11 protein-coding genes are annotated in these 15,819 nt (G+C 53.9%); 6 read left to right on the forward strand and 5 right to left on the reverse strand.

The window, feature by feature from the left end:
* Positions 1 to 116: 116 nt before the first annotated feature.
* The gene (gene flhA, locus IMQ33_RS02580) at positions 117 to 2,183 is read left to right on the forward strand and encodes a formate hydrogenlyase transcriptional activator FlhA (RefSeq protein WP_196061458.1); all 2,067 of its coding nucleotides are present in this window, start codon (positions 117 to 119) and stop codon (positions 2,181 to 2,183) included.
* A gap of 265 nt (positions 2,184 to 2,448) precedes the next feature.
* Here flhA and IMQ33_RS02585 read toward each other — a convergent pair whose 3' ends face one another.
* Genes IMQ33_RS02585 through IMQ33_RS02605 form a run of 5 tightly spaced genes read right to left on the reverse strand, consistent with a single transcriptional unit; the run spans position 2,449 to position 8,623 of the window.
* A complete protein-coding gene (locus IMQ33_RS02585; RefSeq protein ID WP_370571652.1) occupies positions 2,449 to 3,441 on the reverse strand; it encodes a substrate-binding domain-containing protein in 993 nt (330 codons plus the stop codon).
* 49 nt (positions 3,442 to 3,490) lie between these two features.
* Positions 3,491 to 4,528, reverse strand: coding sequence for an ABC transporter permease (locus IMQ33_RS02590; RefSeq protein ID WP_024529696.1), 1,038 nt, complete (start codon positions 4,526 to 4,528; stop codon positions 3,491 to 3,493).
* A gap of 37 nt (positions 4,529 to 4,565) precedes the next feature.
* Entirely contained in the window at positions 4,566 to 6,071 is a 1,506-nt protein-coding gene (locus IMQ33_RS02595; protein ID WP_098927750.1) for a sugar ABC transporter ATP-binding protein, read from the reverse strand.
* On the reverse strand, positions 6,068 to 7,585 hold the full coding sequence (gene xylB, locus IMQ33_RS02600) for a xylulokinase (RefSeq protein ID WP_196061460.1): 1,518 nt from the start codon (positions 7,583 to 7,585) through the stop codon (positions 6,068 to 6,070). The genes IMQ33_RS02595 and xylB overlap by 4 nt, the downstream gene beginning before the upstream one ends.
* A 3-nt stretch (positions 7,586 to 7,588) precedes the next feature.
* Positions 7,589 to 8,623 (reverse strand): NAD(P)-dependent alcohol dehydrogenase, encoded by a 1,035-nt coding sequence (locus IMQ33_RS02605; RefSeq protein ID WP_161712239.1) that lies wholly within the window; start codon positions 8,621 to 8,623, stop codon positions 7,589 to 7,591.
* A gap of 220 nt (positions 8,624 to 8,843) precedes the next feature.
* Between IMQ33_RS02605 and IMQ33_RS02610 the strand changes: the two genes are divergently transcribed.
* The 5 genes from IMQ33_RS02610 to IMQ33_RS02630 all read left to right on the forward strand — a co-directional run bounded on the left by IMQ33_RS02610 (position 8,844) and on the right by IMQ33_RS02630 (position 15,818).
* Complete coding sequence (locus IMQ33_RS02610) at positions 8,844 to 9,386, forward strand: D-lyxose/D-mannose family sugar isomerase (protein ID WP_161739870.1); 543 nt, start codon at positions 8,844 to 8,846, stop codon at positions 9,384 to 9,386.
* A gap of 92 nt (positions 9,387 to 9,478) precedes the next feature.
* Positions 9,479 to 10,483: a LacI family DNA-binding transcriptional regulator gene (locus IMQ33_RS02615; RefSeq protein ID WP_226906586.1), complete on the forward strand. Its 1,005-nt coding sequence runs from the start codon at positions 9,479 to 9,481 to the stop codon at positions 10,481 to 10,483.
* An 856-nt stretch (positions 10,484 to 11,339) separates the two neighbouring features.
* A complete protein-coding gene (locus IMQ33_RS02620; protein ID WP_196061461.1) occupies positions 11,340 to 11,918 on the forward strand; it encodes a LuxR C-terminal-related transcriptional regulator in 579 nt (192 codons plus the stop codon).
* Between the two features lie 53 nt (positions 11,919 to 11,971).
* Positions 11,972 to 12,472, forward strand: coding sequence for a winged helix-turn-helix domain-containing protein (locus tag IMQ33_RS02625; RefSeq protein WP_161712237.1), 501 nt, complete (start codon positions 11,972 to 11,974; stop codon positions 12,470 to 12,472).
* Between the two features lie 145 nt (positions 12,473 to 12,617).
* The gene (locus tag IMQ33_RS02630; protein ID WP_230326621.1) at positions 12,618 to 15,818 is read left to right on the forward strand and encodes a hybrid sensor histidine kinase/response regulator; all 3,201 of its coding nucleotides are present in this window, start codon (positions 12,618 to 12,620) and stop codon (positions 15,816 to 15,818) included.
* Position 15,819: the final 1 nt, after the last annotated feature.

Below are 15,819 nucleotides of genomic sequence, written 5' to 3' on the forward strand. Positions count from 1 at the left end.
CATTCCTGTTGCGGTGTTTTGTTGATCCGGTCGGGAGAAATTACCATTAACAAACCTTACTCTTTGTGAGGATGTTCGCTGGCAATAATCTTCGTGACTCAGACAAGTGATAAACCATGTCGACTGTACGCTTAGAACAACAAGACCTGCTCGAAATTACCCGCATGCTGCTCGGGCAGCATAATTTCATCGATCTGCTACTGCAATTGCGTCAGGTGTTGCGGCGCCTGCAACTGGCCGACAGCGTCGCGTTGGTGCTATTTGATCCCCATAGCGAACGGGTGAGTTTTCACGGGCTGGATCACGCGCAGCAGCCGGTAAACTATCAGGACGAAACGCTGCTGGCGAATGGCCCGGTGAGCCGCTTTCAACACAGCTCGTTACCCCAACGCTGGCAGGCCGATGAGCTGCACGATCGCTATCCGCAAATCCGCGTCCTGAAGTTGCATCCTCCCTTCAACCAATACTGTTTGATGCCGCTACATGCGGGGGGGCGGCCGCTCGGTGGCTGTGAATTACTGCGTAGCGGAAACGAGCCGTTCAGCGATGCCAGCCTGGTGCAGTTGCAAACGCTGATGGAGCTGGTGGCACTGGCCACGCAGCAGATTGTTTTGCTGGAAAACGCGCAAGGGCTACAGCACCAACTGCGTCATGAGCTGGATGACTATCGCATCTTGGTGGATGTCACCAATGCGGTGCTGTCAAAGCTGGATCTGGATGACGTAATGGGGGAGATCTCGGAGAAAATTCACCACTTTTTCAACAGTGACGCCATCAGCATCGTGTTACGCAGTAATCACGCCGAGCAGCTCACCATCTACTCTACCCACTATCTGAACAATAACGCCGCCGAACGCCAGCAGTACAACGTGGCGCTGGCAGGCACCTTAACCGAACGGGTGATGAGCAGCGGCGAAATGCTGCTGTTGAACCTGAAAAATGCCGAGCAGCTTTCCGGCTATGAACGTCGGCTGTTTGATATATCACAGGGCAGGATCGAGGCATTGTGCGTATTGCCACTGATATTCGGCCAAAAGAAGCTGGGCGTGCTGAAGCTGGCGCAATGCCAGGCGGATGGCTTCAACGCGGCCAACTTGCGGGTGCTGCAACAGATTGCAGAACGTATTGCTATCGCGGTGGATAACGCGCTGGCCTGCCAGGAGATCAACCGGCTTAAAGAGAGCCTGGTGCATGAGAACCTGTATCTGACCGAGCAGATCAACGTCAATCATCCCGATCTGAGCGAGATTGTTGGGCGCAGCGCGGGGATGTCTTCGGTACTCAAACAGGTCGAAATTGTGGCTAAAAGCGACTGTTCGGTGCTGATCCTCGGGGAAACGGGCACCGGCAAGGAGCTGATAGCACGAGCGATCCATAATCTGAGCGAACGGCGTGACCAGCGCATGGTGAAAATGAACTGTGCGGTAATGCCTGCGGGTTTGTTGGAAAGCGACCTGTTTGGCCATGAAAAAGGCTCGTTTACCGGGGCTTCCACGCAACGCATGGGCCGCTTTGAGCTGGCGGAGAAGGGGACACTGTTCCTGGATGAAGTGGGGGAGATCCCCATTGAGCTGCAACCCAAGCTGCTGCGGGTGTTACAGGAGCGGGAGTTTGAGCGAGTCGGTGGCAACAAACCGATCTCTGTTGATATCCGTCTGATCGCCGCCACCAACCGGGATTTGCAACAGATGGTGGCCGATCGTGAGTTTCGCAGCGATCTGTTCTATCGCCTGAACGTGTTTCCTATCGTCATTCCACCGCTGCGCGAACGGCCTGAGGATATCCCCCAGTTGGTGAAGTTCCTGACCCATAAAATCGCTCGCCGCATGAAACGCACCATCGACAGTATCCCGGCGCAAACGCTGCGGTTATTAAGCCAGATGCCATGGCCGGGCAACGTGCGTGAACTGGAGAACGTGATTGAGCGGGCGGTATTGCTGACGCGTGGCTCGGTGCTCGAGCTGCCGCTACCTGAATTGCAGTATTCGCAACCCGCAGTGGTGCTCTCGGCGCCAGCCATGGAAACGGTATCGCCGGAGGAGGATGAGCGCCAACGGGTGCTACGTGTGCTGAGAGAAACCAACGGCGTAGTCGCCGGGCCACGTGGGGCAGCACAGCGCCTTGGGCTAAAACGGACAACGCTGCTATCGCGGATGAAAAAGTGGGGGATTTCGGTGAATTGATTGGCATAACGTCCTGTTTTTGGTCTTTTTATTACTCCCAACTTTTCGAAGCTGTACGGGCTAATTTCGCGCTCCATTCAGCTCCCTCTCCCTGTGGGGATCGAGTTCGTTGATTTTCTGCGTAATGTCCTGTCTTTAGTCTTTTTATCACTCCCAACTTTTCGAAGCTGTACGGGCTAACTTCGCGCTCCATGCAGCACCCTCTCCCTGTGGGAGAGGGTTGGGGTGAGGGGATTAATTAATTTATTCAAATGGTTAGTGAAAATTACTTACGCGCATCCAGCAGTTGGGCTGCGTTTTCGGTGGTCACCACGGTCCATGGCACCGAGTAGCGTTTAGCCGTGCCGTTATCCCACTGCATCTGGCCTGCATACTGCTTCCAGATATCCGACTGTGGCTGATAGCTGTCGCCTTGTACCGCACGCAGCGCTACATCGATAGAACCCTGCATCTGGGCATGAGCATCTTGCAGAATCGACACCATCTCACCGGCCTGCACGGCACGAATGGCATCGGAGACGCCGTCGACCCCGGCAATCGCAAAGTCTTTCACGTTCAGATTGGCACCCTTGATGGCTTCAATCGCCCCCAAGGCCATTTCGTCGTTTTGCGCGATGACGCCGTTAATCTGGCCACGGTGTTTCTGCAACCAGTTTTCCATCAGCGGCAGTGCCTCGGCACGTGACCAGTTGGCCGTCTTGCGCTCCAGCACCTTGATTTTGCCTGGACCACATTCGGCAATAGCCTTGTCGTTGCCTTGCCCACGCTGGATCTCGCCGCTGCCGCCTTTTGGCCCTTCGATAATCACCACGTTGCCCTGGCAGTTCATTTTTTGCAGCACCGCTTTGGCTTCCAGATATCCGCCGAGCACGTCGTCAGAGACCACTTCAGAGGTCATCTGATCGGTATTCAAACGGGCATTGGTGACTACCACCGGGATCTTGGCCTTGTTGGCCATGGTCACTACATCGATGTTGGCCTCGTAATCCATCGGGTTAATGATGATGGCATCAGTTTTGGTCTGAATGGCGGTTTCTGCCTGATTGTTCTGCACCATCGGGTCGTAGCGGCCATCGTAAACGGTGAGCTGCACGTTGCCGTTTTTAACCTCAGGATGCTCTTTCGCCGCCTTTTCCATCAGTTGGACAAACTCGGCCTTCATGCCGTACATCAGCACGGCGATTTTCACCGGGGCGGCCTGGGCCAGCGTTGAGGTCCCCAGCAGCAGGCCGGAGGTGAGCAACGCAATTTTGGTCATCTTGTTCATGGTGACTCCTGGTTATAGGGTTTTGTTGTTATGAGGTAAGTTAGTCACGCTGTTGTTTGCGTGACGGGTCGAGCAACACGGCGACAACAATCAATGCGCCCTTGATGATCTGCTGGTAATAGGACTGCACACCGAGCAAATCGAGGCCGTTATTCATCACGCCGATAATCAATACGCCGAACAGGGTGCCAACCAAGGTGCCGACGCCGCCAGCCATGCTGGTGCCGCCAATGACCACGGCGGCAATGGCGTCCAGCTCGTAGGCGCTACCGGCGTTGGTTTGCGCGGAGCCGGTACGGGCCGTCAGGATCAAACCGGCGATCCCCGCCAGGGCAGCACACAGGGTGTAGACCAATACCTTGATTTGGATCACGCTGATGCCGGAGGTGCGGGCGCTCTTCTGGTTGCCCCCCACGGCATACACATGGCGGCCGAAGATGGTCTTATTGAGCAGGATCCAGGCGAGCACAAACAGGGCGGTGAAAATAATCACCGGCACCGGGATGCCCAGCACATAGCCATTGCCTAACCAGCGGAAATCGTTGTTGAGTTGGGAAACCGGGTTACCGTCGGTCGTCAGCAGCGCCAGGCCACGGGCGGCGGAAAGCATCCCCATGGTGACGATGAAGGGCTGCAAGCGGTAGCGGGCCAGAATGGTGCCGTTGATCAGCCCGCAGACGATACCGATGCCCAGGGCGACAATCAGCGGCACCATCACGGCGTGCGCGGTATCGCCGATAGACAGCCCGCTGTTGGTGGTGGCAAAGCGGGCGGCAACGATGCCGCTCAGCGCCAATACCGAGCCCACGGAAAGATCGACCCCGGCGGTAATAATCACAAAGGTCATGCCGATGGCCAGAATGCCGTTAATCGAGATCTGGCGCAGAACGATCAGCATGTTCTCGTCGCTTAAGAAGTAATTGCTGCTCCAGGCACCTTGCGCCACCTGAACCTCGCCGATCACCGTGACGATCAGACACAACACGAAGAAGGCGATAATAATGCCGTATTTGTGCAGATGTCGTTTATTTTGCGTAAAAAAAGCTAACCCGGGCGTTAATGAGTGGGTGCCATTCATAGTAAGTTCTCTTTAAAATAATGAGTTGATTGCCTGGCTATACGGCCAGTTTCATTAGTTCCGCCTGCGTGGCGTTTTTAGTCGATAATTCACCGGCGAGCATGCCGTTACGAAACACCAGAATGCGGTCGCTCATACCGATAATTTCTGACAGCTCGGAAGACACCATGATGATCGCTTTATCCTTCAGCGCGAATTCGGACATAAAGCGGTAGATCTCTTTTTTGGCCCCCACATCAATGCCGCGCGTCGGCTCATCGAGCAGCATGATTTGCGGATCGAGCAAGGCCCAACGCCCCAATACCACCTTCTGCTGGTTGCCGCCGCTCAGGTTGCCGACGATATGGTCGGCATCGGGGGTTTTGATGTTGAAGCGCTGGATCATATCGTTGGCACGCTGCTGTTCCTGGCCTGGGTTAATCATGCCCAGTTGGCTGATGGCACCCAGCGAAGCCACGTTGATATTTTCTTTAACCGAGCGGCACAGCACCAGGCCGGTATCCTTGCGGTCTTCCGTCACGTAGGCCAGACCGCTGTTGATTGATTCTTGCGGTGAATGTTTGGCGAGCTGACGATCGCCGATCTGGATGGTGCCGCTGTCCGCGTGCTGAATGCCAAAGATCAGATCAAGGAACTCACTGCGCCCGGACCCTACCAGCCCGTAAATCCCCAGGATCTCGCCGCGTTTTAACGTCAGGCTGATGTCGCGGATCTTGTTGCCCCAGCACAGGTGCTGCACCTCCATCATCACTTCATCGCTGGGCTGATTGAATTTGGCAAACTCGCTTTCGAACTCGCCGCCAATGATGTGCTCGATCAGTTGCTCGCGGGTGATATCTTGCAATAACCCTTCATGGATATAGCTGCCGTCGCGGAAAATGGTGTAGCTGTCGGCAATCTGGAAGATCTCGGACAGACGGTGCGAGACATAAATGATGCCTTTCCCCTTGGCAGCCAAACGGGTGATCGCCTGAAAGATTTTTTGCACGTCCTCCTCGCCGATGGCCGACGTGGGTTCATCCATGATGATGATGTCGGCATCGGAGTGGGAGAGGGCCTTGGCGATCTCCACCAGTTGCTGTTCCGCCACGCTGAGGTTGCGCATTTTTTCCGTCGGCGACAGGGAAAAATGCAGGTCCTGTAACAGCGCAGCGGTCTGCTGGTTCATGGTTTTGAAATCCACAAACCCCAGGCGGCGGGGTTCGCGCCCCAACCAGATGTTTTCGGCCACCGTCAGATCGGGGATGGCGCTCAGCTCTTGTTGCACGATAGCGATGCCAGCCGCCAGCGCCTCTTTTGGATGAGCAAACTCACAGCGTTGGCCATTGACGAAAATATCGCCGCTGTCGGGCTGGATAAAGCCCATCAGGATGCTGAGAAAGGTGGATTTCCCGGCACCGTTGCCACCGCACAGCGCGTGGATCGACCCTTTGCGCAGGCAGAATTCGGCGTTTTTCAGTGCGACGACGGAGCCAAACGACTTCCTCACGCCGGTGACTTCCAGCAAGTAGGCCGGGGCTTGGGTCTGGGGATCGCGTGTCATAGCTTCACCTCGGGATACTCTTTTTGCAGTAGGTTCAGGTAACCGGCATACAGATCGGCATATTGCCGCTGGCGCTGCGGATCTGGCATCACGCGGGTCTCTTCATCCAGCCGGACAAAACGCTGGCATAGCCTGGTTAACTCTTCTGAGGCCAACAGGTCGGGTTGGGCCGCAAGGTTGTCACACCACATAGCTTGAATGGCGGCACCCAGCGCAGCGGTTTCCTTTTCTGCCAGACACACCACCGGGCAGTTCATCACGTCGGCAACGATCTGCCGCCAGCAGGCGCTGCGAGCGCCACCGCCGGTGAGGCGAATTTCGCTGGTGGAAATACCTTGCTGCTGGAACAGGTCAAGGCCATAGCGCAGGCCATAGGTAGCGCTTTCCACCACGGCCCGGCACAGGTTGGCTCCGGTAAAGTTGTCACTGTCCAGGTTATGCAGGCTGGCCTTGGCTGCGGGCAGTTGTGGAACGCGCTCGCCGTTGAAAAACGGCAGCATCATCACGCCCGCTGCTCCAGGCTCGGTGGCGGCAAGTGCCTGATTGAATCCGGCCACGTCCTGCTGCAACAGGCGCTGTACCGAGGTGCTGGCAGAGGTGACGTTCATGGTGCAAATCAGCGGCAGCCAGCCGTTGCTGCTGGAGCAGAAACCGGCAATCGCTTCAGAATGGCTGACCACCGGCCGATCGGCATAGGCAAACAGCGTCCCGGAGGTGCCGAGGCTCATGGTCACGATACCGGGGTGAATGTTACCGGTGCCGATTGCCGCCATCATGTTGTCGCCGCCGCCGCTGGCCACCCGGACATTGGGCTGCAGACCCAGCAGGGCAGCGACTTCCTGGCGCAAGCAGCCAACGCTTTCCTCAGCGTTGATCAGGCGAGGCAGGGCATTCCATAGCAGGCCGCTATCGTCGATCAGCGCTACGGCATCGCGATCCCAGCAGCGCTGACGAATGTCAAACAGCCCGCTGCCGGAGGCATCGCCAAATTCCGCGACCCGCTCCCCGGTTAGCCAGAAGTTGAGATAGTCATGCGGTAACAGTACCGTTTTCAACCGTGCCCACAGCTGTGGATGTTGTTGCTTGAACCACAAGATCTTGGACGCGGTATAGCCCGCCGCCACCATCAGCCCCAGCTTCTGCAAGGAACCTTTGATGCCACCCAGGCCTGCCAGCAGAACGTCGTTTTCCCGCTTGGTGGAGGTGTCGCACCATAGCTTTACCGCGTGCAGCACTTCGCCTTGTTCATCCAGAGCAACGAAACCGTGCTGCTGCCCGGAAACCGACAGGGCGACAATTGCCGCTGGGTCAATGCTGGCGCTGTCGATCGCCTGACGAAACGCCAGCAGCAATGCCTCAATCCACCACTCGGTCAACTGTTCCCGGCGGCCGGAAGAGTCGCTGATCATCTCATGCGGCGCGCTGCCTTGGCCCACGATGGTGCCGGATGTGCCATCGACAATCACCACCTTGGTGCCTTGTGTACCACAGTCGATGCCTGCATAGAGCGCCATGGGTTACTCCATTTCCAACATGATTTTGATGTCGGTTGGATGACCCGCCGCCGCGCGTTCAAAGGCGGCCACGCTGTCTTTGAACTTGAAGCTTTGCGAGATCAGCGGCTGTACCCGCAACTTGCCGGAGCTGAGCAGGCGCAGGGTGCGTGGATACATATTGGCGTAACGGAAAATGGTCTTGAAGGTGACCTCTTTGGCCTGGGCGGCCACGATGTCCATGGGGGCAGCATCGATCGGCATGCCGACCAGCACTGCGGTGCCGCCGGGAGCAATATGCTCGCTGACGCCGCCGATGGCCGGTTTGGCCCCGCTGCATTCGAACACGATATCGACGCCGTTGCCGCTGGTCAACTCGGCGACCTTTTGCGCCAGGTTGCCGGTTTTGATATTGACCGCGTGCAGCCCCTCATAATTGGCGGCCACCTGCAGTTTCTCTTCAAACAGATCGCAGATAATCACATCTGAGCATCCACCGGCCAACGCCGCCAGGGCGGTCACCACGCCGATGGGGCCAGCGCCAATCACCAGCGCGATATCACCCGGCTTGATCGCGGCCTTGGTGGCGGCGTGCATCCCGATGGCCAAGGGTTCAACCATGGCACCTTCGGCAAAGCTGACGTTATCCGGCAGTTTAAAGGTGAAGGCGGCAGGGTGGATGACGCTCTCTCTCAGGCAGCCGTGGATCGGCGGTGTGGCCCAGAAGCGAACGGCTGGATCCAGGTTGTAGATCCCTGCACGGGATTGCTGTGATTGCAGATCGGGAATGCCAGGCTCCATGCAAACCCGATCGCCAACCTGCAGGTGGCGAACGTTTTTGCCAACCGCCATGACGACGCCGGCAGCTTCATGGCCCAGCACCATCGGGGCGTTAACCACGAACGGTCCAATGCGGCCATGCTGATAGTAATGCACATCGCTGCCGCAAATACCGACGGAATGGATCTTGACCTGTACATCGTTTTCGCCAAGGACTTCATCAAACTGACAATCCTGGATGCTGATTTTACCGGGTTTTTCTAGCACTAATGCTTGCATGGTTGTCATCCTTTCGTATCATTTTTATGGTATCGATATCATTTCAATGAGCAGGATAGTAAGCGCGAGCGGGCTAAAAATGTGTGATGTTGGTTGTGTTTTTTGCTTTTGTGTTAAAATTTGTTGGTTTAATGAGGTGAAATAGTCGTTAAGATCACATTTATTGGCATGTGATGTTAATTATGATGGTATCGATATCATTAACGTTAACGAGGACATCATGCAGCGACCTATCGACGCGCTAGAAAGAACCCAAACCTTGCTTGCAGGCTGTGGCATACGGTTGACCGACGTGGAAAAACAGGAGATCGAGCTGACGGATTTCGGCCTGGCCGATTACCCGCGCTCGGGGTTACAGCTACTCACTTACATTAACACCCCGCGCTACTGCGCCAAGGAGCTGGTGTTGTTTCCACACCAGACCTGTCCGGAGCATCTCCATCCGCCGTTTGATGATACGCCGGGCAAACAGGAAACGTTCCGCTGCCGCTGGGGGGAGGTCTATCTGTTTGTGGATGATGATGCCCTGACCTTGAACACCGAGCGGGGGACTCCAACCTGTCAACCTCCAGCCGGGTTCGAACAGTGGTATACCTGTCAGCGTTATATTTTGTTGCGCGCGGGAGAACAATATACAATCAAGCCTAATACCAGACACTGGTTCCAGGCAGGCAAGCTTGGCGCGGTGGTTTCTGAGTTCTCGTCGCAAAGCCGTGATGATCTGGATGTTTTTACCGATCCCAACGTCCGGCGCGTCGGTTGATGCTGCGGTGATGAGAGTATTTACATAAGAGGTGATAATCCTTGATCACCTTGTCATGATACAAAATGATATGTTCCAACCAGGAGTCACACTTGGCGGCCGATCGACCACTGAAAGCGACGCTAGAGAGCGTCGCAGCGCTTGCAAATGTCAGCAAAATTACCGTATCCCGCGCCTTCTCCCAGCCGGATAAAGTCCACCCCGATACGCTCGATCGCATCCTCAAGACGGCGGAGAGTCTGGGGTATGTGATGAACACGGCCGCACGCAATCTGCGGGCTAAAGCAAGCAAAACGATCGGCATCGTTAACCCTGATATGGCCAACCCGTTTTTTGGTGCGCTCACCCGGCTGATGACGCTGGAGGCGCAGAAAGCGGGCTACGATACGCTGGTGTTTGACTCTTATGAGTCGCAGGAGAATGAAAACCGCATTATCGATAAACTGATTGGCTACAACGTGGACGCCATCATTTTATCGGTGATTTCATCGGACCGAAACTACACGCCCGGCTACCTGAAAAACCTGGAGAGGCTCGGCATCCCGGTGGTGCTGGTCGATCGGGAACTGGATGGGGCGTTTTGCAGCGGTGTGTATATCGACAATCTGGACTGCGGTTTACAGGCGGGGCGTTATCTGCTGGAGCAGAACAGCCAAAAGGTGGTGGTAGTTTCCGGGCCAGAGGATTCCAACGTGGCCAAAGAGCGGGTTACCGGGCTGATTGCTGCGCTGCAAGGCAAGGTGGCGAGCCTGGAGATTATTCATGCGGATTTCTATATGGATGCCGCCCTGCGCGTAACCAACGAGTATCTCGATCGCCAGCCGCCGCCAGACTATTTTGTCGGCTGTAATAACCAGATCTCGCTAGGCATCATCAAATCTTGTGTCGATCATCGTTTGGCGTTGATGAAAGACGTCTCGTTGTTTGGTATTGATGAAGTTTCCAATGCGGCGATTTACGGTTTTAATTTCCCCTGTATTTCCCACGATCTGCATGAAATCGCCTGGCAGGCGCTAGGTTTGGCTATCCGCCGGGCCGTCGATCACGATATTAAACCGGGTAAAGTCATTGTCAGAGGCAAGCTGCTTTCCAGCTAGGGATGCTCCTCACCTTAACCCTCTCCCAAAAGGAGAGGGGACCGAACGTGCCCCCGGTTGGCTTTCATACCTTATATCGGTTGCGTATTCGCGGGGAAAACTGAATGTGCTACACATTCACCCCCCAGCCGCAAAAGCTTGGAGTTTCATGCTCTCAGGCATTTATCCCTCTTCTCATACCCTTATTTTAAATAAGCCTTAAGGCTATGTTTTCAAGATAAGGTCTCTCTTGATGAGATAAATCATCTCATTAAAGCTATTTTTTTATCATTTTTAATGAAATCAATGTGTTTTGGTGATTTAATTGGTGTTATTAACTACTTAAACTTACGTTTATGGTTTTAAAATCTACTTAATTTTTAGCGACTGGTTTTTATATCTACTTTTGCTGGGGTTTTGTGATAAAGCACCAAAAAAGTGAGTTGCTACTGCGCGATAGCGTCATTTATTGATGGAATATTAATTTAAATCAATCAGTTGAATTGGATTTCTGCGGCTTTTTTTACGATCATTGACAGCTGGACGACATTAATTAATATTAGCAGGGAAGAATTTGTATTCAGAAGATTCTTGGAGGATGGAACTCAAGTTGGCCTAACCCACATAATGGGTGCCCTGGTGTGAATACCAGAGTTAATCGGCTGTAATCGCTTGCAAAGGAATGGCGTGTCAGATAATCAAGACCTATCTTGCCCCTTCTACTTGTTGTCCATCTAAACATCAATATGCGTGCTTTAAGGCTTTCCTTATATCGCCCGATTGATAAATTTGGATAATGCTCTCTTATCGCACCTGATACGACTGCTTGGCACCATTGAATGGTATTAGGCATAAGCTAAACTAACCTTATATCACAATGAAGATAAAAGTACTTATATCGAATGATGACAAGTTCTTTACGCAGGGCCTGACTCATCTTTTGAGTCACTACTTTAATGAAAAAGGCATCTTGGTTGACGTGAATGAAACACTTGATGCCAATGTTCATTACTATTTGGCCTTTATTGGCGTCAATAATCTGTCGCAATATCTCTACGCCAGGAAAATGGTCAGTACTGAGGTGATATTCATTATTCAGCCTGAGGTTGAGCTGACTTTAAATCGCCCTGAAAAGGCGATGAAAATTCTGCTGCGCAATCAATCTGTCAGCACGCTCTTGCAGCAAATTGATGAAGTTTATCTCACGCCACAGAGGTTTTCTCAGATTAGGCAACCTCTGTCATTGACCCTGCGAGAAAAGGATGTATTACATTATTATTCAATTGGTTACACTAATATAGAAATTGGTGAACTGCTTGGTATCCATCAGAAAACGGTCAGTGCGCACAAAATCAAAGCGATGAACAAGCTTAACTTCAAGCACAAAGGCGAGTTCAGGCGTTGGCTCATCGAGACGCATTGCCCGCAAATGTGTGGAGTAGAAAATCTGAGATGAAACTTTCCTTAGGTGATCATTTATCTGCAGCTAAATTATAAAGTTAACATAATATGAAGTATATCATTGATACCGGACTGGTATTTGATAGTGACGAAAGAACGCTATTCTTGCAAGAAACACCAGATGTATCACTCGAGATCGGGGCGATCACCGCCCGTTTATTTGTTGAGATGCTAGAAAATGTGGCGGGGGTTGAGCGTGACTATCTGCTGGATGCGGTGTGGTCCAATTATGGTCTGAAGCCGTCAAATAATAATCTCAATAATCATATCAGCCTGTTACGCAAGTACATTGCCAGCATTGCACAGGTGGATGATCTGATCATTACCTTGCCCAAAAAAGGCTTTGTGGTGAACAAGAAATACGCTGTGAACGTGCTCGAGGCTGAGGTTTCTGACCGGCCTGAGGTAGCGATCAACGTGGCAAAAAAGACGACAGCGATGGAGTATCCGGCGATCCTGTGGTTTCTCTCAATGACGATTGTCATTTTGCTGGTGCTGCTTGGCTTGGTGGTGACGAGCGATCACCACGCTATATTTGGGGTATGTTGAATCAAGTCTGGTTCGGCTAGATGGGCATTCTGATTGGCTAATCTTATAATCAGTATAAACCCCATGATTGCATGCAGGTTGCTATCCTATGTCACAAACGCCGTTTAGTAGGGTCACGTATACATCACGCAGACAAAACAAGGTGTTGTTTGCCTTTGTAGTATTGGCGATGGTTTTGGCCGCTGGCCTGTATTGGGGCACTCAGCGCATTATCGATCAGGAGCGTGGCCGCTTCACCTTAGACTTCTTGACGCTGGTGGGGTATGCCCACGAACAGGAGGCCTTCCTGCATGAATTGCGCCATCAGAGCGGGCAACTGTCTGCTCTGCCTGATGCGCGTCTGGGCAGCTTTCATGAGATTGCCACCTTGCCAGCTTTCGGTGACAGGTTGTTTGAGGGGCGTGAATCCGTGGTGGGTATGCCGTTCTCTTTGCTGTGCGAAAAAAATTGCCCTATCAAGCCTGAAGCGCTATTGCCGCTAGGTAGCTACCTGGCGGATTTTTACTCTTCGTTTTGGGCTGCATCCTACTTTCCTGCTGCTACCGTGTTCTTCATTAATGAAGCTGACGATGCCAGCATCAGCGTCCCCGCGGTTAATGTCAGTGCTGGCTACGAACCAATCGATCTTGAGACTTATCGAGCCGTGGTTGATGCCGTACGTGAACGGTTAAGCAGTAGTGCGCCAATCAAGGATTGCCAATGGCAACCAGGGGACAAGCCGATAGAGGATGAGGCTATCTGGTTTCGCACCGCCGCTCTGCCAGACCAGTTGATTGGGTTGATACCCTCAGGGTTCTCGCCCAGGATCTGGAGCCACTTGAGTAGAGGCCCCGCCAGCTGTATCTACGCTGCAACTCTGCTGAGCCGCTCGCGCGTGGGAGTTCTGGAGCGTGCCGTCAACCCGGCACCGCGTCATATATTCTGGCTGCAGCGGTATGGCCAGGTATGGTTGAGCCATAAAACGCACGGCCTGTTAATGGGCGAAGGCCAGCCCCCGAGAATCAATCAGCCTGGTTTGTACTACACCCCGAGTGGGCTGGTGTTCAAGGTTGTTGACCCAAGCGGCGAATGGGCGGGGTATTATGCCGTAAGTTATGTGAGTTTTTTCCGGGATAACCTGTGGTTGCCTGTTAGCGTGCTATTGGTGTTGCTGATCGGTATTACCAGCGGTTTGGCTTATCTGCGCTGGTATAACCGGCAGGTGATCTTGCCAGCCCAGGAAGCCCAACATGAAATACTGGAAAGCGATGCCTTTAACCGCACCTTGATACAGACGGCGCCGGTTGCGTTGTGTCTGATCGATCGTGACGATGGTCATTTGGTGTTTGGTAATGCGCTGGCATTGGACTGGTTAGGGGCAACCGTCGGTGAGCGGTTGCCTGATTCCGCTGCCGCCACCAGGCTGTTGGAACAGGTGCTTTCTGCACCGGCAGCCGGGGTTATCGAGCAACTGGATGTGGCAGGTAGGATACTTTACGTTGCCTATGCACCAACCCGTTACAGGCAGCGTGACGTGATCCTGTGCGCCTTTGCGGACGTCAGCGCACGGGCGGAAATAGAACGCCAACTGGCACGAGCCAAGGCGGCTGCGGATGACGCCAGCGTGGCAAAATCCACCTTCCTGGCCACCATGAGCCATGAGATCCGCACGCCGCTGTATGGCGCGTTAGGCACATTGGAGCTGTTGGCTACCACGAAGTTGGACCGCCAGCAGCGTCAATATGTCGAACGTATCGACGACGCCTCACAAATGCTGCTGCAATTGATCAGCGATATCCTGGATGTCAGCAAGATTGAGGCTGGGCAGTTGCGCTTGGAAAAGAGGGCGTTTCAGCCACGCGAATTGGTACAAAGCTGTACCGGGACTTATGCGGCAATGGCCCACCGTAAGGGCTTGCTGCTGTTCTCTGTGGTCGATCCCGACGTGCCGCCGGTGGTGATTGGAGATGCGGTGCGCATCAGGCAGATCCTGAGTAATCTCATCAGCAATGCGATCAAGTTTACCGAGTTTGGCCACGTCATCGTTCGGCTCAGTCAGGTCGATGCTGGCCGCGAGCAAACCCGGCTGCACCTGGAGGTCTGTGACAGTGGGGTCGGCATCTCTAAAGCACATCAGGCGAAACTGTTCACTCCCTTCTATTTGATTGACGAGGGCCACAGCAGTTTGGGGGGCGCGGGGCTGGGCCTTTCCATCTGTGAACGCCTTGCCGAGTTGATGGGGACGGAAATCACGCTGGAAAGTAAACCTCAGCAGGGCAGCAAGTTTGCAGTGACGTTGGATCTTGCCGTTGGTGAAACGCCTGATGAGCATGAACCGCAATTGGCAGGGGCCAGCGTGTTGGTTCGGTCACCGCACCCGGAACTGACCGACAATATCTGTACTTGGCTGCGGTATTGGGGGGCTCAAGCGGAACCGGCTAGAGATCAGCTGTTGCCGGTGAATGACGAGGCTATTTTGCTGGATGTGCAGCGGAGCTCGCCGGGTGAAGCGCTTGAGTGGCATGGGCTGATTTTAACCGTTTATTTATCCGGTGAAGTTGTTAATGGCGCTGAGGTTGATGCGTACAGCCTCAGCAGCATAGGTTATGGCATTAGCCAACTGCTCAACGGTGACCCACCAAGCGAACAGCACGAAATGGCTCTGCCGCAATTCCACTTTCGCGTATTGGTGGCAGAAGACCATCCCCTTAACCAGGTCACCCTACAGGGGCAACTCGAACTGTTGGGTTGTGAGGTCCAACTGGCGGGCGATGGTGAAGAAGCGCTGGCGCAGTGGGATATCACTCCCTATGACCTGGTGCTGACCGACGTCAACATGCCTTACCTGAATGGTTACGATCTGGCGCGTAAGCTGCGCGCGGAAGGGGCGACGGTGCCGATTATCGGGGTAACGGCCAACGCGATGCTTGATGAAGAACGCCGCTGTGTTGAAGCGGGTATGAATGCCTGGTTGGTCAAGCCGATTGAGTTACCTACGTTGGTAGAAATCTTGCGCAAATATTTCCACAACAACCATAATCAACACGAGAGTCACGACGATAGGGATTTCAAACACGTAGAACCCAACGTGCTCAACAAACACCGCGACATTTTTCTCAGCACCATGGCGGAAGATATGCGTCAGCTAGAGCAGGGAATGGCAGACAACGATGCTGATCGGGTTGCCACGGCCTTACACCGAATGCGGGCTGCGCTGGCGTTGGCCAACCATCGGGCGCTGGCGGCGCAAATGGAAGCGCTTGAGTTGCATATGCAAACGCAGGGTCTGGATGAGCAAGGGCAAGCTAGAATGTCCGCAATCGTCGCTGACATACGTCAGGTTTTGAACAACATCGCATCAATCTGAT

This window comes from Serratia sp. Res13-Sevr-LER1-36-b, from assembly GCF_015673035.1.
GTDB lineage: Bacteria > Pseudomonadota > Gammaproteobacteria > Enterobacterales > Enterobacteriaceae > Chania > Chania fonticola_C.